This is a genomic window from Methylocella sp., from assembly GCA_037200525.1.
In the GTDB taxonomy this organism is placed as follows: Bacteria; Pseudomonadota; Alphaproteobacteria; order Rhizobiales; family Beijerinckiaceae; genus Methylocapsa.
Window position 1 is genome coordinate 2039762 of record JBBCGG010000001.1, and the last position, 20641, is coordinate 2060402.

A 20641-nucleotide genomic window follows, 5' to 3' on the forward strand; every position below is an offset into this window, starting at 1 on the left:
TCGCAATTTCTTGGGGCGATCAGGCTCTTATTGGGGATAGCCATCGTTATGGCTCAACTCGGCAAAGATAGTTTTTCAGCGGCCAAGGCGCCGATGCCGGTCGACGCTGTGGTCGCCCTGCTGTTTGCTCGCGTGTCCAGCGTCGATGGCGACGAGATGGTTTCTCTCGCCGAAGCCGATGGGCGCATTTTAGCGCAAGATCTCATCTCGCCAATCGATCTGCCGGCCTTCGATAATTCCGCTGTCGATGGCTATGCGGTCCGGTTCGAAGATCTTGCGCCGCAGGGCGAAACAACCCTTCGCGTTGCGGGCAGGGCCGCCGCGGGTCATCCTCTCGGCCTCGGCGATGTCGCGGGCGTAGCCGTGCGCATTTTCACCGGGGCGGCCATGCCGCAGGGCATGGATACGGTGTTCATGCAGGAAGATTGTCGCTGCCTCGCGGATGGGTCCGTGGCTTTGCCTGCCGGCCTTTCGCGGGGAGACAATCGCCGTTTGCGTGGGGAAGACATTCATGTTGGCGAGGCGGCGCTCCTGCGCGGCCGGCGTCTGCGACCCGAAGATGTTGGCCTTGCCGCCGGACTCGGCGTTGGCGGGTTGCTGGTGCGGCGCAGATTAAAGGTCGCCATTTTCTCCACCGGCGACGAAATCGTTGCGCCGGGGGAGCCTTTGCGCGCGGGCGCGACCTATGACGCCAATCGTTTCATGCTGCATGGTTTGCTGCGCCGCCAGGGCGTGGAAGTGACCGATCTTGGCATTCTCAGCGATAACGCCAATGCGATCGGAGAGGCGCTGCGCGCGGCGGCGCGAACGCATGATCTTGTGCTGACCTCCGGCGGCGTTTCAACCGGCGAGGAAGATCACGTCAAGGCGGCGATTGCGGACAATGGGTCGATGGTGTTCTGGCGGCTCGCCATCAAGCCGGGTCGTCCTGTTGCGATGGGGGTGATTGAAGGCGCGCCTTTTGTCGGGCTGCCAGGCAATCCGGTCGCGGTGTTTGTGACTTTCGCTTATGTGGTGCGCCCGCTCATCGCTGCTCTGTCGGGCGCTTTGTTTGAGCCCGCGCAGGCGCTTCCGGTGATCTCTGGGTTCGCATACAAAAAGAAAACCGGCCGGCGCGAATATATCCGCGTCGCTTTGGCGGCCGATGCATCCGGCGCAATCATTGCAAAAAAATATAGCGTCGAAGGGGCGGCGGTTTTGACCTCGCTGACGCGCACGCATGGCTTCGTTGAGTTGCCGGAGGATGTCACGAAAGTCGCGCCGGGGGATAAGGTCGCCTTCATTGCTTATGACCTTGTGCGATAGGCTCAACTGTCTGCGGCTCTAGAACTTCTCCCCCTTCGCCCGAATTGCGGCGCTCAACTCGGCCACCGGCGCCTGCGAGTTTCTACGCGCGCGTAAAATAACGAATTCAAGCTCGCCCAAGGTCGGCATGCCTTTGAGCGGCGGGCGCTCGACCAGCCCCGCGGGGATCAGCTTCCTCGAATGCGCCATGAATCCCAATCCGGCCTGAGTCGCCGCGACAAGACCGCTGAGACTGCCGCTGGTGCAGGCGATGCGCCACGGCGCGCCGACGCGTTCGAGCGCCGCCAAGGCCATGAAGCGCGTGATGCTCGGCGGCGGATAAAGAATCAACTGAACCTGTTCTTGCGTCGCGGGCGTCTTATCGGCTCCAACCCAGACGAGACTGTCCCGCCAAAGAAGATCGCCGCGATCTTCTCCCGGCCAGCGCTTGCACAACACGAGGTCGAGTTCGCCAACGTCAAATCGATTGATCAATATGTTGCTGAGCGCAACAGTGAACTCAAGGTCGACCAAGGGATGGTTCTGCACGAAGTTTCTCAAGATCTCCGGCAGCCAGGACGCGACAAGATCTTCGGAGGCGCCAAAGCGCAGGCGCCCGCGCAGTTTCGTTCCGGCGAAATGGCGCTGGGCTCTCTCATTGGTTTCCAGAATGGAGCGGGCGAATTCGACCATCGCTTCGCCTTCCAAAGTCATGCTGACGGAATGCGTGTCGCGCACGAATAGGCGATGGCCGACTATTTTCTCGAGCTTGCGGACGTGTTCGCTGACAGTCGGCTGGCCAAGGCCGAGCCGACGGCTCGCTTCCGAAAAGCTGGCTCCTTCCGCGATGACGAGGAAGGTTCGCAAACAGACCGGATCAAGCAAGGGGTTATCGGCAGAAGCCATAGCACTTATCGCCATCAACCTAGTTCAGTGATAGATAGACAACCGCCATAGTGCCAGCGTTACAGCCAAAACCTCTAATGAAAAATATGTATGGAGATTAAAATGGCTTTATATTCGCGGCGCAAGCTCCTTGCGACCAGCGCTGCCGGCGGTCTTGTGGCTGCTGCGGCGCAGGCTAGTTTCGCTTCGGCGGAGAGCTATTCAGCCGCCGCCGAAAGCGATCCAGGCCCGCACGATCCGGCCCAGGAGGCAATCAATCCTTATGATTGGCAAGGGCTTCCGACCGATCATGGCAATCTTGGCACTTTGAGACACTCGTTTTCCGCCGTCCATAACCGCCATACCGACGCCGGCTGGGCGCGCGAGGTCACGGTCCGGAATTTCCCGATTTCGAAAAATATGGCCGGCGTCAACATGCGCCTTCCCGTGGGCGCAGTGCGTGAACTGCACTGGCATGTGCCGGCGGAGTGGGCCTTTGTGACCTATGGCGTCGGGCGGATAACCGCCGTCGATTCAGGCGCCCAAAGATTCGTCGCCGACGTCAAGGAAGGCGATCTGTGGTTCTTCCCGGGCGGCGTGCCCCATTCGATCCAGGGGCTGGGTCCTGACGGCTGCGAATTCATCCTCGTCTTCAACGACGGCAATTTCTCCGAGGACAGCACTTTCCTCATCACCGATTGGTTCAATCACACGCCGAAAGAGGTGCTCGCCAAGAACTTTGGCGTCGCCGCCTCGACCTTCGATAAGATCGAGCGGAAAGACCTCTGGATCTTCAACGCGCCGGTGCCGGGCAGCTTGGCGGACGATCTTGCGCAGAGCAAGCAGCCTGTCGTGCCGAACTCTTACGCCTTTCCGCTTGGAGACCAGAAGCCGGTTTTCCAGTCGGCCGGGGGATCGGTCCGCATCGCCGATGTGAATAACTTCCCGGCCACCACAATGTCGGCGGCTCTGGTGGAGCTCGCGCCAGGCGGTTTACGCGAATTGCATTGGCATCCGCTCTCGGACGAATGGCAGTATTACATCAGCGGCACGGCCCGCATGGGCGTCTTCCACGGCGAAGGAAGAAACAATACGGTGGAGTTCCACCCGAGCGATGTTGGCTATGTGCCGCAATCGATTGGTCACTACGTTCAGAATATCGGCAAGGATACGCTCCGCTTTTTGGAGGTTTTCACAACGCCTCAATATGCCGATATTTCGCTGGCCTCATGGATGAACAATGTGCCGCATGAACTCGTGTCTGCGCACCTCAACATCGACGTGGCGACGCTTCAAAAACTGGCGCAGACGAAGACGCCGGTTGTGCCAGTCTAGGCGACTATTATAGCATAAGCAGAAATCGAGCGCTTTGCTGGCGCATCGACCGCGTAACGACGCGAATTTATAAGGGAGGATGCAGTGATCTCAACGTTGGATCCGAAGGGAGCCGGCGCGGTTAAGCCCGGCTTTCTTTCCCGCGAATATACCGTCGCAAAGCCCGGCTTCAATCGATGGCTTGTGCCGCCCGCGGCGCTCGCCATTCATTTATGCATCGGCATGGCGTACGGGTTGAGCGTGTTCTGGTTGCCGCTGTCGCGCGCCATCGGTCTCGATAAATCCGCTTCGTGCCCGGATATGTCCGTATTCAGCGCCTTGTTCACGCGCACCTGCGATTGGCAAGTCAGCGATCTTCTCGTTGTCTTCGAATGCGGCATCGTCTTCCTCGGGCTCTCCGCCGCTTTATTCGGCGGTTGGCTCGAGCGCGCCGGGCCGCGCAAAGCCGGCATGGTTTCCGCGCTCTGCTGGTCCGGCGGCTTTTTGCTTGGTTCCCTGGGCGTCTATCTGCACCAGCTGTGGCTGCTTTGGCTCGGCATTGGCGTCATCGGCGGCATAGGTCTGGGTCTTGGCTACATTTCGCCGGTGTCGACCTTGATCAAATGGTTCCCCGACAAGCGCGGCATGGCGACCGGCATGGCCATCATGGGTTTCGGCGGCGGCGCTCTGATCGGTTCGCCGCTCGCCAGTCTGCTGATGAATCATTTCAAAACGTCGACCGACGTCGGCGTCTGGCGGACGCTTCTGGTGATGGGCGTCATCTATTTGATTGTGATGCTCATCGGCGCGTTCGGCTATCGCGTTCCCCCCAAAGACTGGCTGCCGCAGGGCTGGGCTCCGTCGGCGCATAAGAGCGCCCTTGTGACCAGCGGCAATGTGGACCTCGCCGACGCGCATAAGACGCCGCAGTTCTGGCTGATCTGGGCGGTGCTCTGCCTCAACGTGTCGGCCGGGATCGGCGTTCTGTCCATGGCCTCGCCGATGTTGCAGGAGATTTTCGGCGGCAAATTGGTCGGTCAGCCGGACGTCGGTTTTTCGGCGCTAGACGCCGCGCACAAGGCGATGGTCGCGTCGATCGCCGCCGGGTTCGTCGGCCTGTTGTCCTTGTTCAATATCGCGGGCCGGTTCTTCTGGGCCTCCACATCCGATAAAATCGGGCGCAAGGTCACTTATTTCATCTTTTTTGGTCTTGGCATCCTTCTTTACGCCTCGGCCCCCAATTTCGCGCATCTAGGTTCGAAGGTGCTTTTCGTCTCAGCCTTCTGCATCATTCTGTCGATGTACGGCGGCGGCTTTGCAACTGTCCCCGCGTATCTCGCGGATGTCTTCGGCACGCGCTTTGTCGGCGCCATCCACGGCCGGTTGTTGACGGCTTGGTCGACGGCCGGCATCGTTGGACCAATTGTCGTCGGCCAAATTCGCGACAGGCAGATCGCGGCTGGAGTCGATCGCGCGCTCGTCTACGATCGCACCCTTTATATCCTCGCGGGTTTTCTCGCCGTCGGGTTCATTTGCAATGCATTGATCCGGCCGGTTCATAAGAAATGGCTGATGAAGGATGTATCGGCGAAGGTGGCGCAGGCCACCAAGGTTGGTCCAGGTGCCAGCTCGGTTCAGATCGGCTGCGGCGAGTCCGATGCGGTCGCGGGATTCGCCTGGGCGTTGGTGGGCATTCCCGTTCTTTGGGGCGTTTGGAAAGCGATCGAAAGCGCTGTGAGAACCTTCCAGTAAGTATGCGACAAACACGGAACATGATTGCCCCCCAACCATGTTCGCCGTTCGCCGTGCTGCGCCGTTGCGCGAGGCTTTGCGATGCGATCTCGATCGTTCGTCGCCGCCTCGCGACGGCGCTGGCGTTCATGACGCAAGCAGAACGCCGGAAGAAGATAGGCCGACGACAGTGAAAGTCGATTGCTGTATTGCAAAGCTTTTGCCAACGCTCGAATCCGACGTCGACGAAACGAAGTCGCAATTTGCGAATTGAGAATATTCATAATATATATGTCGTCGCATTTGACGCTTCCGATTAAGCTACGACTTAACATTATTAGAGCAAACGGGCGTCGATTCGGCGTCCGCGTGCGTATCCGTGTCTGTGAAATCGTCCACGCTTACTGTGGCGTACAGGGTCGATGACATGAGACCGACAATTAAAAGCGGCTTCCGGTGCGAGGTTAAAACCATCGGTGATTTGGAGGCGTTCGCGACCCTGCGTCACGATTGGGAAAAGCTCGCCGCCATCGCCGAAGATTATTTCCAATGCGCGACATATGAGTATTGCGAACTGGCGGCGTCGCGTATTTTTTCCGAGAAAAGCTCCGTTGATGTGGCGATGGTCCACGGCGACCAGGGTTTGATGGCGATCTGGCCGCTTGCGATTCATCGCAAAGGCCTGCTGCGAATTGCAACGGGCTTGACGTGCGGCAGTGGCGAAGAATATGGCGGCCCGCTCGTCAGAAACGCAGCGGATAGAGCGCTTGTTACGACGACCCTTGGCGCAGCGCTGAAAGCACATGCGGACATTCTGGAAGTTGTCTCGGTTCGAGACGGTAGCGCATTGCAGGAAGCGCTCGATGCGGCTCCGCAGTCGTGGACGCTCTCATTGTTGCCGAAGACGCTGGGCGCGCTTCCGGGGTACGCCGTGGCGCTGCGCGGGATCAGCCAATGGGAGGATTTTTTCGCTACGCTTCCGCGATCGCTTCGCCGCAACTTACGCCGCGATTTCAAGCGACTAAGCGCGCTGGGGCGCATTGAGATCGGATGGTCCGCTACGGTCGAGGATGCGAATGCGGTTTTGACTTGGCTGTTTGCGCACAAACGGCAATGGTCTCAGTCTCACGGATTCAATACGCAGTATCTAAAAGACGATCGGTTAAAGGATTTCTTCATCGCGCTCGCCGATCGAACAGATTTATCGACCGTTCCACTTGTCTCATTCGTGAAGGTGGACGGCGTGCCAGTCGCGGCCGCGGTGAGCCTGGTCAGCAAGTCATGCGTGGAAGGCTTCTTTACAACCTACGACGAAGCATTCCGCTTATATTCGGTTGGAACCCTGCTGGTGGAGTTCCTTGTGAAGTGGGCGCATGCAAACAAGCTTGATTTTGATTTCCGGCCACTGGATGGCGACTATAAAGCGATTTGGGCAAATCAAAAATCGTCTCACAAGACGCGCATTATCTTCCTTTCCGCGCGTGGTCGTCTTGCCGAATTTTCATTGTTCGGAGCCCTTGCTTCTCGTGGGTGGACCAAACTTCGAAAGATCCCCGCCTCGATTTTTGAAAGAGCCAGAGCGCGCGTCGCTTGATAACCTCCGCCCATCGCCCGCTGTGGGCATGAAGCTATGCTACTGGCCTTTGGCAAGAGAGCGCAAAAATGTCTATTTTGAGCTTACCGAATTTACGCCATTACAGGAGCAAGCTGCGGCTTGCTCTGGATCGTTTTATCGACTGGCGCTGGGGCATTGTTACTATCCCAGAAATTGATGCAACCGCGAATGTCGGTCCGCAATCCGAAAGCGTCGGTAAATTTGATGACGCCTTACAAAACCAACCCGTCAGTTATCTTCTTGTGTTCTGGTTCCTCGGCCGAATTGTCTTCAGGCATGATGACGTGTTCTTCGATGTCGGATGCGGAGATGGAAGAGCGCTGTGTTATGTCGCGCGAAGGCGCCTGTTGAAAGTGGTTGGAGTTGAATTATCTCCTGTCTTTGCTGAAAAGGCGCAGGCAAACGCGCGCAATTTAAAGCGCCGCTTGTCGCCGATCGAGGTGCGGTGTGGCGATGCGGTGGATATGGATTATAGCGCCGGGACCGTGTTCTTTTTCTTCAACCCTTTCGGCGCCAAAACATTGAAGCTGGTTTTGGACAACATCAAACAAACGATCGAGTCTAATCCTCGCTCAATACGCATCATATATCTGAACCCGGTTCATTCTTCAGTATTTAGGTCGTCCGGTTGGCTCAAACACGCTGGCGGCAGAAAAAGCAGGCTTATTAAGCTCGATATGGAGCTATGGACTTCTGAAGGTGACAGCCGAAACGCTGTGACCGAATTTTAAGTCGATCCGAGGCTTCGACGGTAGTTCACGAATTGAAGGAGAATAGCCGAACGGTCGCGGCGGCGCGCCGCGCAGCCCCGCCGGTCACCGGTCCTCCCGCGCCTGCAGCGGCGCCCAGCGCCTGAGCGACCCGGAAATCGCCCTTTTGCCAATCAAATTCGGCATCCTCCGCTGCGCCGGCGAGCGCTTCGTCTACAGCGGCGATTTCCTCGGGAGTTCCGCCGGCGTCCAGAGCCAGCATGAAGGCCAGCGCACCGCGCTGTTCCGGCTGGTTCGGCCATTCCGCCCGCAGCAGCCGGTAGAGATTGACGAAACGCTTGACCGAGCGCGCCGAACGCCCGGCAAGGGGGGCTAATGCCGTGAGAAGATTGGTTTCGGCCTCGCTCAGCGGTTCGTCGAGCGCTGAGCGTCCGGCTTCGCTAAAGGTGAGCGCCTGCTTTGACGTTGCGCTGCCCAGAATGTTCCGAACCTGCGCCGAAAAGCCATCCTGCGCGGCGATTTTGCCGACCTGGAGCGGCACCTGAATCCATTTGTCGAGGCTGAAGGCATCGCCGCCGAAAGCGGCGGGATCGGCCGCGATCAGGCTTACATAGCCCGGCCCGAGCAGGCTGCGGACATGGATAAGAATTTCCCGCGCCCGAGAGGTTGGCGCAAGGTCAAGATTGTCGAGCGCGATGATGATTCGCTGCGGCGCTTCGCTTGTCTTCGCATTGCTCTGGCCCCGCCTCTGGACCAAGGCGCCGACTGCTGCGATGAAGCGCTGAGCCTGTTGCCTGACGACATCGCCAGTGAATGGCGAGGGCTCGGCAAGCGCCGGATTTGCCGAATGAAGGGCCCCTGCGCGCCGTTCCGCCTCGGTGGCGCGGCGGCTGAGATTATCGACTTCCGCCGCAAGATCCTGCACGCGGCGAGCCTGATGCCCAAAATTGCCGTCCGTCTCGCGCCGGCGATCGGAAAGATCGCTTCGCAGCAGGCTCGCGCCGCGAAATGCGAGCTGCAGCAGCCGCAAAGCCCGCCAAACATTGACGACGAGCGCGAGCCCGGCGCCGAAAAACGCCAGCTGGCGCAGGCTCAAGAGCCAATCCATATGCGCCCCGATCCAATTGGCGGCGGAGACGAGTTGTTCGTTCCGGCGCAAAAGACCGAGCCATGCGTCCTGCGCGTCAACGGCTGCGCCGAGCCCGATGCCGGCGAGGACCAGAAGAATGGCGGTGATGATGAGTTTCATCTGTCCTTTCAGCGCCCAAAAGGCGCCGAAAGCGAAATTCAGCCGGGCGGGGGCGCTGCTGTCGGCGATGGTGCGGACCATGTCTTTGTAGCCCGGGATGGGATCGCCGCTAATGCCGAACCGGGCCATAGTGGTCTTGATTCGATTTCGGCGCCTCGCCGCATAAGCATCGACCTGCGAGCCCGGCGTCTCATAGAGCACGGTGTCGGTCAGCCGCGCGCGGCGGGAGTCCGCCTCCTCCAAAGATCGCCGCTCAGCCTCGAGTTTCAGGCGCGCGGCGTCGAGGCGCTCAAAGGCTTCGCGCGCGGCGACGCCCGGATCGCGGGCGGCGTGGGCCGCCTCGAGCGCCAGAGCAGGGAAGGTTTTGGCGAGACGCGCGTAAAGGACTCCGGCCAGCGCCTCGGCAGGATGCCCGTCGAGGTCGGCGGCATTGACGCGCAGGGTCAGAATGCTGGTCAGAAAAGGCGTCGTAGCGGCTCCTCGCGCGGCGACGCTCAAGGTTTCGATCAAACGAACGAGCTTGTTGAGAGCGAGGCTCTTGCCGGACCCGGATGGTCCAAGAAGTCCGATGGCGAACGGCGTTTGCGTGCGGCCATGGGCGGCAAGTTCGGCGAGGAGGCTCAACGGCGCGTCAAGACCAAGCGCATTTGACGACAGCGCATCGGCGTCGCCGGCGTCATCGGCCGCAAAGACGGCGTCCAGCCGCGAGGCGGCGGGGGCCGGCGAATCGACCGCTTTGGTCACGGCGCGCGCGGCGGGCGGCGTCGGAGCGATCGGCTCCGCTCCTCTTGCGCCAGGGATAATCGTTCCAAGGTTCCGCAATCCGAAATCAGGCAAGGCGCATATCCTTATTGAGGCGATTTGCTGTAGAATTAGACCGACAACGCCCGTTCTCTTGGCGAAATTCTCGGCCTGCCGACGTTCAGGCGCAAGTAGGCGGGCGAATATAACGGAGACAACACCCAAATCTTTTTCGGCGCCTTTCGCTTTGTTCACGGCGCAGGTTTTTCACAGCGGTCTGGACCGCCCAGCCGCGCCCGTCTACATAGCGTTCCAACATTCCCAACTCTCAGACAACGGATGCGAGCCCCAATGGCGCGGCAGTTCATTTACCACATGCAGGGCCTGACCAAGACCTTTTCCACCGGAAAGAAGGTTTTGGAAAACGTCAACCTTTCCTTTTACCCAGACGCCAAAATCGGCGTCCTCGGCGTCAACGGCGCCGGTAAATCGACGCTTTTGAAGATCATGGCCGGAATCGACAAGGAATATACCGGCGAAGGTTTTGTCGCCGAAGGCGCCAAGGTCGGCTATTTGCCGCAAGAGCCGGCGCTCGACAGCAGCCTCGACGTGCGCGGCAATGTGATGCTCGGCGTGGCGTCGAAAAAGGCGATTCTCGATCGCTATAATGATCTCGCCATGAATTACTCCGACGAGACCGCCGATGAGATGACCAAATTGCAGGACGAGATCGAGGCGCGCGGCCTCTGGGATCTCGACGCGCAGGTCGATCTCGCCATGGACGCTATGGGCTGTCCGCCGGACGATTGGAAAGTCGACAAGCTATCGGGCGGCGAGCGCCGCCGCGTTGCGCTCTGCAAATTGCTGCTCGAACAGCCGGAGCTGTTGCTGCTCGACGAACCGACCAACCATCTCGACGCGGAAACCGTCAATTGGCTCGAGGGGCATCTCCGCAACTATCCGGGCGCGATCCTGATCGTCACCCATGATCGCTATTTCCTCGACAATGTGACGGGTTGGATTCTCGAGCTCGATCGCGGCCGCGGCATTCCCTATGAGGGCAATTATTCGTCCTGGCTGAAGCAGAAGCAAAAACGCCTGCAGCAGGAAGGCCGCGAAGATGAAGCGCGCCAACGCCAATTGGAGTCTGAGGCGAGTTGGATCGCCTCGAGCCCAAGGGCGCGGCAAGCCAAGTCCAAAGCGCGCATCCAGCGCTATGACGATCTCGTCGCCAAGCAAAACGATAGGGCGCCCGCGGCGGGACAGATCCTCATCCCGGTGGCCGAGCGGCTCGGCAATAATGTCATCAATTTCAACCATCTGTCGAAAGCGTTCGGCGACAAGCTTCTGATCGATGACCTCTCGTTCAAATTGCCGCCGGGCGGCATCGTCGGCGTCATCGGTCCCAATGGCGCCGGCAAGACGACTTTGTTCCGCATGATCACCGGCCAGGAGAAACCCGATTCCGGGACGATCGAGATCGGCGATTCGGTCAAGTTCGGCTATGTCGATCAGTCGCGCGACGCCCTCGACCCGAAGAAGAACGTCTGGGAGGAAATCTCCGACGGCAATGAAATCATCTACCTCGGCAAGCGCGAGATGAATTCACGCGCCTATACGGGCGCGTTCAATTTCAAGGGTCCCGACCAGCAGAAGAAGGTTGGCCAGCTATCAGGGGGCGAGCGCAACCGCGTGCATCTCGCCAAGATGCTGAAGTCGGGGGCCAATTTGTTGCTGCTCGACGAGCCGACCAATGATCTTGACGTCGACACCTTGCGCGCGCTTGAAGATGCGCTCGCGGATTTCGCCGGTTGCGCTGTGATCATCTCGCATGATCGCTTCTTCCTCGATCGCATCGCCACCCATATCCTCGCCTATGAAGGCGACAGCCATGTCGAATGGTTCGAAGGCAACTTTGCAGACTACGAAGAGGACAAGAAGCGCCGATTGGGCCAGGACAGCCTCATTCCGCACCGGATGAAGTACAAGAAATTCTCGCGGTAGGGTTTTGTTGACCTCGCGCCGGGCCGTACGCCCGGGCGCGAGGTCATGCATAGCGATGATCCGGCGCGATAGCGTGTTGGAACTCGGGGATGCGAGAGTTTATCGCAAGGATCGCGACGCCTTGAAGTTTTATCAGCTTGGCAGCCGCATGATCCCGGAAGGGCTTCCTGCCGGGACCGAGCGTCACAACAATCTAACGAAGGACCCCGAGAAGCCAAAGGATCAATAAAATAATAAGAACGGTTCCGAGGACGCCGCCGAGGCCAGCGCCGCCATATAGGCTGTGCGCATAGTAACCGCCGCCGCCGCCGAATATCAGGATCAATATTATAATAATCAGTAACGTGCTCATGGGCGCCTCCTGCCAGATCGCAAAAACACTGGCTATCCCCCGGCGAAAAGGTCGCCGAGCTTACGAAGCGCAACGCTGAACTCTTGAACTTGGTTCAAAATATTGCGCAACGCATGGAAAGGCGGGCGCTTTTACTCAAGCAACGTGAAACACCTCGCTGAGCCCCTGGACCGCGTCCCACAATTCGTCGAAATGGCCGATCACCCGGTCTGGGTTAAAAGTCTCGACGGGCAGATCCGTATAGCCGAAATTGACCGCGACGACGGGGACATTGGCGTTACGCGCGGCGTCGATGTCGGTTCTCGAATCGCCGACCATTATGGCGCGGCGAGGATCGCCCCCGGCCTTGGCGATCGTCAGCAATAACGCCTCGCCATCCGGCTTGCTGACCGAAAACGTATCCTTGCCGCAGATCGCCTGGAAACGCTCGGCGACGCCGAGGGCGGTCAGCAGCAGCACCGACGAATATTCGATCTTGTTGGTGCAGACGGCAAAGCTCCAGCCAGCCTTCGCGAAACGGTCGAGCGCTGCGATGACGCCAGGATATAAAACCGTCTCGTCCGCGATATGAGCCTCGTAGTGCGCGAGATAATCGGTGAAAAGCTCGTCGAGCTGCTGTTCGCTCGCCTCGACCCCATTGGCTTTGAGGCCGCGTTGAACGAGAGCCTTCGCCCCCGCTCCGACCATGGCGCGCGCGTTGGGAAAAGAGATTGCGGCAAAACCCTCGCGCACGAGAATGGCGTTGAGGGTCGAGATGAGGTCGGCCGCCGTGTCGGCGAGCGTGCCATCGAGATCGAAAACGAGCAGCGGACGGGACGAAAGATCTTGGGTCATAGGCTCCTGCTTGGCAGCCGGTGGCGTCGCGCGGCAACATCAAGGATGGGGCGTTCAAAAGCAAGCCGAGGCTTTGCCCGTCCCGGGCGGAAGCGGACGCATTGCCCGCTCGATATTTACGCGATTTAGTATAGAAACGCGACGAAACCGCGCATGAGATCAAGGCTCGAGGAGCTGACACGATGGGGTTATTGGCGTTCTCGTTTTCTTGCCCGCTTTCTCGGCTTTCTCGGCCTTTTTCCGGCTCGGCCGCGCGCGGTCTTGCGGCCGGACTGGCGCTGTTTGGCGCGGCGCAGAACGCCGTCGCCGCGAATTATGAATTTCTCGCCGCGCCCGAGACGGACCTCAACCGCGTTTATCGGCTTGACCGCGCAACGGGCGAGATCGGCGCCTGCCAATATGGGTTGAAGGAAGGCTCTGTCGGCGTCACCCTTTGCTATCCGCCGGGCGAAGGCGCCGGTCCGCAGTCGCAAAGCGAATATTCGCTGATCGCCTCGCGGCACGAGCGGGAAGGCGGCGTGTTTCGCGTCGATTTGCGCACTGGCATGATGTCGATTTGCTATGTGCTGAACGATGCCGTGGTCTGCACCCCTCAGGCGCGATGAATTGTTGGGCGCCCAATTTTGGGCGTGACTTTTCGCGCGATGCGATCGAGAGGCCATCCCGGCTAAGCGACGCGCAAGGGTTGACGGGGCCGCTCGCGAGGGACTAACCCGCTGGCGCAGGCGCTTCGCCTGAAATGGATGAGACCCTCATGCCCGCTTTGAGTCCGGATGACGCCAAACGACTTGCCGCAGCCAGAGCTTTGGAGCTGGTGAAGCCGGGCATGCGGCTTGGCCTTGGCACGGGGACTACGGCGGCGCATTTCGTCGAATTGCTTGGCGCGCGCGTGGCAGAGGGCTTGGACGTCATCTGCGTGCCGACTTCGGAGCGCACGCAGGCGCAGGCGCAGGAGCTTTCAATTCCATTGTCGACCATCGACGCGACGCCGGAACTTGATTTGACGGTCGACGGTGCCGACGAATTCGATTCCCGGTTGCGGCTCATCAAAGGCGGCGGCGGCGCGCTGTTGCGGGAAAAGATCGTCGCTATGGCCTCGCATCGCATGGTCGTCATCGCCGACGCCTCGAAGTTCGTGGCGACGCTCGGCAAATTTCCCCTGCCGGTCGAAGTGAACCTATTTGGCCTCGAAGCGACCCGGCGCATGATATTGGCGAGCGGCAAAGCTTGCGGCTGTCCTGGCGAAGTGCGGCTTCGAAAAACGCCCGCTGGGGACGCCTTCATCAGCGATAATGGGCATTACATCGTCGATTGCTTTTTCAACGCCATTCCCGATCCCGAGCAGCTCGCGCTCCGCCTTTGCGCCATTCCAGGCGTCGTCGAGCATGGGCTTTTTATCGGTGTCGCCAGAGCGGTGATTAGCGCCAGCACGCAGGGCGTTGAAGTTTTCGGGCGGTTGGACTGATCGGCATCAGGCAAAACAAACCCTTTGCATCGGATACGCGCGCCTCGTTTCGGGATGATTGCTTGTGCAGCGCGCTTAAGGCGTTCGAGAAAAGATCGCCGAGGAGGATTTTAATTGCGCACGAGTTTTGAAAGATATGCACGACGCGTCGCCTTTGGTTGTGCGCTGGTCGCTTCCTTGACGGCGGGCGCCAGCGCCATCGCGCAACAACCCTCTGCGGAGCCTACGACGGCTGGAGCGGCGATGCCGGAGCCGGCCAGTCCCTCGCATTTAGCCGCGGCTCGCGTCCTGGTGGTCGCCTCGGGGATGTCGCGTTCCTTCAGCGTGGTCATTCCGCAATTCATGGATCAGATCGGCTCCTCGCTGGCGCAGACGCGGCCGGAGCTTATCCGCGATCTCAATGACGTGCTGGCCCAGCTCAAACCCGAGTTCGACAAATTTGCCGACGAAATGGATGACATCGCCGCGCAGATTTTCGCCAAACAGCTGAGCGAGGCGGATTTGAAAGCGGCTGTCGCCTTCTTCGACAGCCCCGCCGGGCGCCAATATGTGGCGACGCAACCGGCGGTGTTGACTGATATCGTGACGGCGATGCAAGGCTGGCAAGGCAAGGTCTCGACTGACATGATGACCCGCGTGCGCGAAGAGATGAAAAAAAGAGGCCATGACATTTAAGTCGCCTCGATCCGTCCTGTCTGTCGGAGATGGGAATGGCGGGAAATTGTCGGCGGCGTAGCTTCAGCTTGGAGCAGAAGCGGGGCTGGACGCGGCCTGGAAAGTCTTCCAAAAGGCCTTGATGATCGGTTTGTCCGTGGAGGCGTTGGGAATGGCTGACTTCGATGTTGATCTGTTTGTCATTGGCGGCGGTTCGGGCGGCGTGCGCGCCGCGCGCATCGCCGCCGGCTATGGCGCAAAAGTAGCCCTCGCCGAGGAATTCCGGCTCGGCGGCACCTGCGTCATACGCGGCTGCGTGCCCAAGAAATTGATGGTCTACGCGAGCCGCTTCAAAGATGATTTTGAAGACGCCGCCGGCTTCGGATGGAGCTTCGCCAAACCTTCATTCGACTGGAACAAACTCGTCGCCGCAAAAGAAACGGAAATCTCGCGGCTGTCGGAAATATATCGGGCCAATCTCGAGAAGGCCGGCGTCTCGATCATCGACAGCCGCGCCGAGCTCGAGGACGCTCATACGGTGCGCCTCCTCGCCGACGGCCGCCGGATTAGCGCCCGCACGATTCTAATCGCAACCGGCGGGACGCCGGTCCTCGAGCCCGCCATTCCCGGTCTCGAATATGCAATCACCTCGAATGAGGTGTTCGATCTCCCGGCCTTGCCGAGGGGGATGTTGATCATCGGCGGCGGCTATATTGCCGTTGAGTTCGCCTCCATCTTCGCCCGGCTTGGGACCAAGGTCACCCTTGGGACGCGCGGCGAAAATGTGCTGCGCGGCTTTGATGAAGACATGCGAAACGGCGTTCAGGAGGCGCTGAAACACGCTGGCGTCGACCTGCATTTCAACGAGATGCTGACGCATATCGAAAAGACCGCCGATGGTTTCAGAGGGCATTCGAGCAAGGGCCTGCAAGTTGATGTCGATCAGGTAATGGTCGCTACCGGACGGCGACCGAATACCGTGGGCCTTGGGCTTGAAAACGCAGGGGTTCATCTTGACGCCGAGGGCGCGGTCAAGGTCGACGCATTCTCGCAATCCAATGTCCCTTCGATCTATGCCGTCGGCGACGTCACCAATCGGATCGCGCTGACACCGGTCGCCATTCGCGAGGGTCATGCATTCGCCGACACCGTGTTCGGGGGAAAGCCGACCACGGTCGTGCACGTCAACGTTCCGACGGCGGTTTTTACGACGCCCGAGGTCGGCACGGTCGGTTTGAACGAGAGCGAAGCGCGCGCCATCTATGATTGCGTCGATGTTTATTCGGCAAGCTTCCGGCCCCTGAAGGCGTCTCTCTCGGGACGGGCGGAGCGGATCTGCATGAAAATTGTCGTCGACGGCGCCACGGATGTCGTTTTGGGCGTCCATATTCTAGGCGACGACGCCGGTGAAATGGCTCAGCTTCTGGCTATTGCGATCAAGCTCCACGCGAAAAAGGCGGATTTCGACGCGACGATCGCGGTGCATCCGACTTCCGCCGAAGAACTGGTGACGATGCGCGTGCGGACCGCCCGCTACGAGCGGGCGACCGCCGGTCCGGAGGCGCCAGAGGCAAGCCTCCAGGGCGCATAAGGCATAGTTGGCGCAAACGATCATCTTCCCCATATTTCTAGTAACCGCACTTTTGAGCTAGGCAGTAGTGACGAATTACCTGAGCATGATAGCAATAGCGGCGAGCAATACGAAGCCTCGGTAGTTTGCGAGGAGCTTGTCGTATCGGGTTGCGACGCGCCGGAACTGCTTCAGTTTATTGAAGAAACGCTCGACGAGATTGCGCTCCTTGTAGAGCGCCTTGTCGTAGGGGAGCGGCGCGCGGCGATTGGATTTTGATGGGATCACCGGCTCAGCCTCACGCATAAGAACAGCCTTGCGCAAGTGATTGGCGTCATAACCTTTATCGGCGATGATCGCATCGGCCGCAAAGCCTTCGATCAGGGCGTGCGCTTTTGTGATGTCGTTGCGCTGCCCAGGTCCGAGAAGGAGCCGAACGGGGTTGCCGAGTGCGTCTGTCGCGGCGTGGATTTTGGTGCTCAAACCACCGCGAGAGCGGCCCAGGCCTTGGGCATCCGCCCCCCTTTGGCGATCCTTGCGCCGGCCGCGTGCTGATGGGCGCGCACGATTGTTGAGTCGATCATCAGCCATTCGAGATCGGCCTCGGCGGTGAATGCCTCAAGAAATCCGTCCAAGGCGCCGCGCTCGATCCAGCGATAGTAGCGGCGTTTCACCGCCTGATGGTCGCCGAAGCGTTCGGGCAGATCGCGCCAGCGGCCGCCCGAGCGGGCCATCCATAACAGCGCGTCGACGAAGCGTCGATTGTCGCAGCGCGGCCCGCGCTGGCCGGCTCTTCCGCCTGGCACAAGATCACAAAGCCGCTCCCATTGATCGTCTCGCAGCGCATCGACATCCCGAATCATCAAGGCTGATCTCCAAAAATCAGCCTTGAATCATGGAAAGATCCTCGCGAGAATCCCCCAAACGCCGAATTCGTCACAACGGCCTAGGGCGAGAAGGACGGAAAGCGACGCTGGTATAACTTGCGCCGAAGGGTTTTAGCCTGCTAGAGCACGATTTGACCGCGCCAATAATTGGGTCGATCAAATTATAGATGTTTTATGGCGGAGGTTTTCACGCCGCCGAGGGAGTTTAGGTCATGTCCGTCGATTGCTGGTCGCCTTCCAGTTGGAGAGGCAAACCAATCGAACAAGCGCCCGGTTACGCCGATCCCGCCGCTCTGGCCGAGGTCGAGCGTCAACTCGCCGGTTTTCCGCCGCTCGTCTTCGCTGGCGAAGCGCGGAAGCTGAAGCGCATGTTGGGCAAAGTCGCCGACGGCGAGGCCTTCCTTTTGCAAGGGGGCGACTGCGCCGAGAGCTTTGCCGAACACTCGGCCGATAACATCCGCGATTTCTTCCGCGTCTTTTTGCAGATGTCCGTAGTCGCGACCTTCGCCGCGGCCTTGCCGGTGGTCAAGGTCGGCCGCATCGCAGGCCAATTCGCCAAGCCGCGTTCGGATGGGAAAGAGACGGTCGGCGGCGTATCCTTGCCGAGCTATCGCGGCGATATCGTCAATGATATCGCCTTCGAGGCCAAAGGGCGCGTCCCCGATCCGCAACGCCAGCTGATGGCCTATCGGCAGGCCGCGGCGACCTTGAACCTCATTCGCGCTTTCGCTACGGGCGGCTACGCCAATCTCGAAAATGCGCATGGCTGGATGCTCAGCTTCATCAAGGACAGCCCGCAGTCCGCGCGCTATCAGGAGCTTGCCGACCGCATCACCGAGACGCTGGGATTCATGCGCGCGATCGGGCTTGACCCCGAATCGCATCAGGAATTGCGCCAGACGGATTTCTACACCTCGCATGAGGCGCTGCTGCTTGGCTTTGAGCAGGCGCTGACCCGGATCGATTCCACCACGGGCGATTATTACGCAACGTCGGGACACATGATCTGGGTCGGCGATCGCACCCGCCAGCTCGACCACGCTCATATCGAATATGCGCGGGGCGTGAAAAATCCTATCGGCCTCAAATGCGGTCCCTCGCTCGGCGGCGATGATTTGCTGAGGCTGATCGACATTCTCAATCCGGCCAATGAGCCCGGCCGATTGACCTTGATCTGCCGCTTCGGCGCGGAGAAGGCGGGCGACCATCTGCCGGGCCTCATTCGAGCGGTGGAGAAAGAGGGGCGCCGCGTTGTGTGGTCGTGCGATCCGATGCATGGCAATACGATCAAGACGACGTCGGGATACAAAACCCGGCCTTTCGACAGGATCATGAGCGAGATACGGACGTTCTTCGCCGTGCATCAGGCCGAAGGCACCTATGCCGGCGGCGTGCATCTCGAAATGACTGGCAAGAACGTGACCGAATGCACGGGCGGCGCGCGAGCGATCTCCGACGCCGATCTGCATGATCGCTACCACACCTATTGCGATCCGCGCCTGAACGCCGAGCAGGCGATCGAAGTTGCTTTCCTGGTGGCCGAGCTTCTCAAGGCCGAGCGCATCGTGCGCGGTCGGGCGGCCGAGGCTGCCGCCGCCGAATGACCACCGACCGTCTCGTCATAGGTCTCGCCCAGATCGAATGTACGGTTGGCGACATTGCTGGGAATCTCGCGCGAATCCGCGAGGCCCGCGCAAAGGCGGCCAGCTTTGGGGCTGACCTCGTGATGTTTTCGGAATTGTTCATTTCAGGCTATCCGCCTGAAGATCTTATCTTGAAGCCGGCCTTTCTCGAAGCCTGTCGCCGCGCCTGCGAAGAGATCGCGGCCGAGACGGCAGATGGCGGCCCGGCGGTCCTCGTCGGGGTTCCTTTTGTCGAGGATGGCGAAAGTTACAACGCCTACGCGCTGTTGGATAAGGGGCGCATCGAGGCGCTGCGTTTCAAGGCCGATCTGCCGAATTATGGCGTTTTCGATGAGAAACGCGTGTTCGCGCCGGGACCGATGCCGGGGCCGATCGTTTTCAAAGGCGTGCGCGTCGGCGTGCCCATCTGCGAGGACATATGGGGGCCGGATCCGGTCGAATGCATCGCGGAGACGGGCGGGGAAATACTTCTCGTGCCGAACGGCTCGCCTTATTGGCGCGGCAAATCCGACGAGCGCCTCTCCGTCGCGGTCGGCCGCGTCATTGAGAGCAAGCTGCCGCTGATCTATCTCAACCAATATGGCGGCCAGGACGAACTTGTTTTCGACGGTGCCTCGTTTGGGCTCAACGCCGACGCCTCGCTCGCCTTCCAGCTTCCGGCCTTCGCGCCGATGGTGGCCAAAACGGTGTGGGAGCGCGGGCCGAACGGGTTCGTCTGCGTCGAGGGACCAAAGAACGCGATCGAGGAGGGCGACCGCGCCGATTACGCCGCCTGCGTCCTCGGCCTTCGCGATTACGTCAACAAGAACGGATTTCCGGGCGTCGTAATGGGGCTCTCGGGCGGCATCGACTCGGCGCTATGCGCCGCGATGGCGGTCGATGCGCTCGGGGCCGATCGCGTTCATTGCATCATGCTGCCCTATCGCTACACCTCGAATGAATCGCTCGCCGATGCGGAAAGCTGCGCGAGGGCGCTCGGCCTCCGCTATGATATTTTGCCGATTGAACCCGTCGTCGATGGAGTCGGGAAAGTTCTGGATCCGATTTTCAAAGGGACGCAGCCGGGCCTGACGGAAGAAAATATCCAGAGCCGGGTGCGCGGCGCGCTTTTGATGGCGGTCTCGAACAAATTCGGCTCCATGCTGGTCACGACCGGAAACAAGTCCGAGATGTCGGTCGGCTATGCGACTATCTATGGCGATATGAACGGCGGCTTCAATCCCATCAAGGATCTCTACAAGATGGAAGTCTTCCGCCTCGCTGAATTGCGCAACGGCTGGAAGCCGCAGGGCGCGTTAGGGCCGGACGGCGAGGTCATCGCCAAGAATATTCTAGTCAAGCCGCCATCTGCGGAACTGCGCGAAAATCAGAAGGATCAGGATTCGCTGCCGCCCTATGAGGAGCTCGACGCCATCCTCGAAGGGCTGGTCGAAAAGGAAATGCGCATCTCCGATCTTGTCGCTTCGGGTCATGACCTCGAAACGGTCAAGAAAATCGAGCGCCTGCTCTATCTGGCCGAATATAAGCGCCGCCAATCCGCCCCAGGCGTGAAGGTGACCAAGAAGAATTTCGGCCGGGACCGGCGCTATCCAATTCTGAACAAGTTCCGCGATCCCGGCTCGCCCGCCGCCGTCCCAGGAAAAGGCGCGCCGAGCGGGCGCAATTTTATGGCTCCCGACAACATGGCTTGATCGCAGGTTTTC

The 20641-nt window shown here is 59.9% G+C and carries 17 protein-coding genes and 1 pseudogene; 12 read left to right on the forward strand and 6 right to left on the reverse strand.

The features are described from left to right. Positions 1–48: 48 nt before the first annotated feature. Positions 49–1305 carry a gephyrin-like molybdotransferase Glp gene (gene glp, locus WDN46_09840; protein ID MEJ0093721.1) on the forward strand — a complete coding sequence of 419 codons (1257 nt, stop codon included), beginning with the start codon at positions 49–51 and terminating at the stop codon, positions 1303–1305. Between the two features lie 18 nt (positions 1306–1323). Here the strand turns inward: glp and WDN46_09845 are convergent, their stop codons facing one another. After that, on the reverse strand, positions 1324–2190 hold the full coding sequence (locus WDN46_09845) for a LysR family transcriptional regulator (protein ID MEJ0093722.1): 867 nt from the start codon (positions 2188–2190) through the stop codon (positions 1324–1326). A 102-nt stretch (positions 2191–2292) separates the two neighbouring features. Here WDN46_09845 and WDN46_09850 point away from each other — a divergent pair, with 102 nt between their 5' ends. Both WDN46_09850 and WDN46_09855 read left to right on the forward strand, forming a co-directional pair. Beyond that, the gene (locus WDN46_09850; GenBank protein MEJ0093723.1) at positions 2293–3504 is read left to right on the forward strand and encodes a cupin domain-containing protein; all 1212 of its coding nucleotides are present in this window, start codon (positions 2293–2295) and stop codon (positions 3502–3504) included. 84 nt (positions 3505–3588) lie between these two features. Continuing rightward, entirely contained in the window at positions 3589–5235 is a 1647-nt protein-coding gene (locus WDN46_09855) for an OFA family MFS transporter (protein MEJ0093724.1), read from the forward strand. A gap of 316 nt (positions 5236–5551) precedes the next feature. Here the strand turns inward: WDN46_09855 and WDN46_09860 are convergent, their stop codons facing one another. After that, complete coding sequence (locus tag WDN46_09860; protein MEJ0093725.1) at positions 5552–6019, reverse strand: hypothetical protein; 468 nt, start codon at positions 6017–6019, stop codon at positions 5552–5554. Between the two features lie 42 nt (positions 6020–6061). Here WDN46_09860 and WDN46_09865 point away from each other — a divergent pair, with 42 nt between their 5' ends. Further along, complete coding sequence (locus tag WDN46_09865) at positions 6062–6808, forward strand: GNAT family N-acetyltransferase (GenBank protein MEJ0093726.1); 747 nt, start codon at positions 6062–6064, stop codon at positions 6806–6808. Between the two features lie 68 nt (positions 6809–6876). Further along, positions 6877–7560: a methyltransferase domain-containing protein gene (locus WDN46_09870; GenBank protein ID MEJ0093727.1), complete on the forward strand. Its 684-nt coding sequence runs from the start codon at positions 6877–6879 to the stop codon at positions 7558–7560. Between the two features lie 25 nt (positions 7561–7585). On the opposite strand, the gene WDN46_09875 is transcribed toward WDN46_09870, so the two are convergent. Continuing rightward, a complete protein-coding gene (locus WDN46_09875; GenBank protein MEJ0093728.1) occupies positions 7586–9625 on the reverse strand; it encodes a hypothetical protein in 2040 nt (679 codons plus the stop codon). Positions 9626–9880: 255 nt separating this feature from the next. Between WDN46_09875 and ettA the strand changes: the two genes are divergently transcribed. Continuing rightward, positions 9881–11533, forward strand: coding sequence for an energy-dependent translational throttle protein EttA (gene ettA, locus WDN46_09880; protein MEJ0093729.1), 1653 nt, complete (start codon positions 9881–9883; stop codon positions 11531–11533). A gap of 193 nt (positions 11534–11726) precedes the next feature. Here the strand turns inward: ettA and WDN46_09885 are convergent, their stop codons facing one another. Both WDN46_09885 and WDN46_09890 read right to left on the reverse strand, forming a co-directional pair. Then, positions 11727–11885 (reverse strand): DUF3309 domain-containing protein, encoded by a 159-nt coding sequence (locus WDN46_09885; GenBank protein ID MEJ0093730.1) that lies wholly within the window; start codon positions 11883–11885, stop codon positions 11727–11729. Between the two features lie 135 nt (positions 11886–12020). Continuing rightward, positions 12021–12719 carry an HAD-IA family hydrolase gene (locus tag WDN46_09890; protein MEJ0093731.1) on the reverse strand — a complete coding sequence of 233 codons (699 nt, stop codon included), beginning with the start codon at positions 12717–12719 and terminating at the stop codon, positions 12021–12023. Between the two features lie 182 nt (positions 12720–12901). On the opposite strand from WDN46_09890, the gene WDN46_09895 reads away from it, so the two are divergent. The 4 genes from WDN46_09895 (at position 12902) to gor (ending at position 16429) form a co-directional block, all read left to right on the forward strand. Continuing rightward, positions 12902–13324: a hypothetical protein gene (locus tag WDN46_09895; protein ID MEJ0093732.1), complete on the forward strand. Its 423-nt coding sequence runs from the start codon at positions 12902–12904 to the stop codon at positions 13322–13324. Positions 13325–13473: 149 nt separating this feature from the next. Continuing rightward, the gene (rpiA, locus tag WDN46_09900; protein ID MEJ0093733.1) at positions 13474–14184 is read left to right on the forward strand and encodes a ribose-5-phosphate isomerase RpiA; all 711 of its coding nucleotides are present in this window, start codon (positions 13474–13476) and stop codon (positions 14182–14184) included. Positions 14185–14298: 114 nt separating this feature from the next. Beyond that, complete coding sequence (locus tag WDN46_09905) at positions 14299–14859, forward strand: DUF2059 domain-containing protein (protein ID MEJ0093734.1); 561 nt, start codon at positions 14299–14301, stop codon at positions 14857–14859. 151 nt (positions 14860–15010) lie between these two features. Continuing rightward, on the forward strand, positions 15011–16429 hold the full coding sequence (gene gor, locus WDN46_09910) for a glutathione-disulfide reductase (protein ID MEJ0093735.1): 1419 nt from the start codon (positions 15011–15013) through the stop codon (positions 16427–16429). A gap of 75 nt (positions 16430–16504) precedes the next feature. Here the strand turns inward: gor and WDN46_09915 are convergent. Continuing rightward, positions 16505–17271, reverse strand: a pseudogene (locus WDN46_09915) (IS5 family transposase). 236 nt (positions 17272–17507) lie between these two features. On the opposite strand from WDN46_09915, the gene WDN46_09920 reads away from it, so the two are divergent. After that, the gene (locus tag WDN46_09920; GenBank protein MEJ0093736.1) at positions 17508–18899 is read left to right on the forward strand and encodes a 3-deoxy-7-phosphoheptulonate synthase class II; all 1392 of its coding nucleotides are present in this window, start codon (positions 17508–17510) and stop codon (positions 18897–18899) included. After that, complete coding sequence (locus tag WDN46_09925) at positions 18896–20629, forward strand: NAD+ synthase (protein ID MEJ0093737.1); 1734 nt, start codon at positions 18896–18898, stop codon at positions 20627–20629. The genes WDN46_09920 and WDN46_09925 overlap by 4 nt, the downstream gene beginning before the upstream one ends. Positions 20630–20641: the final 12 nt, after the last annotated feature.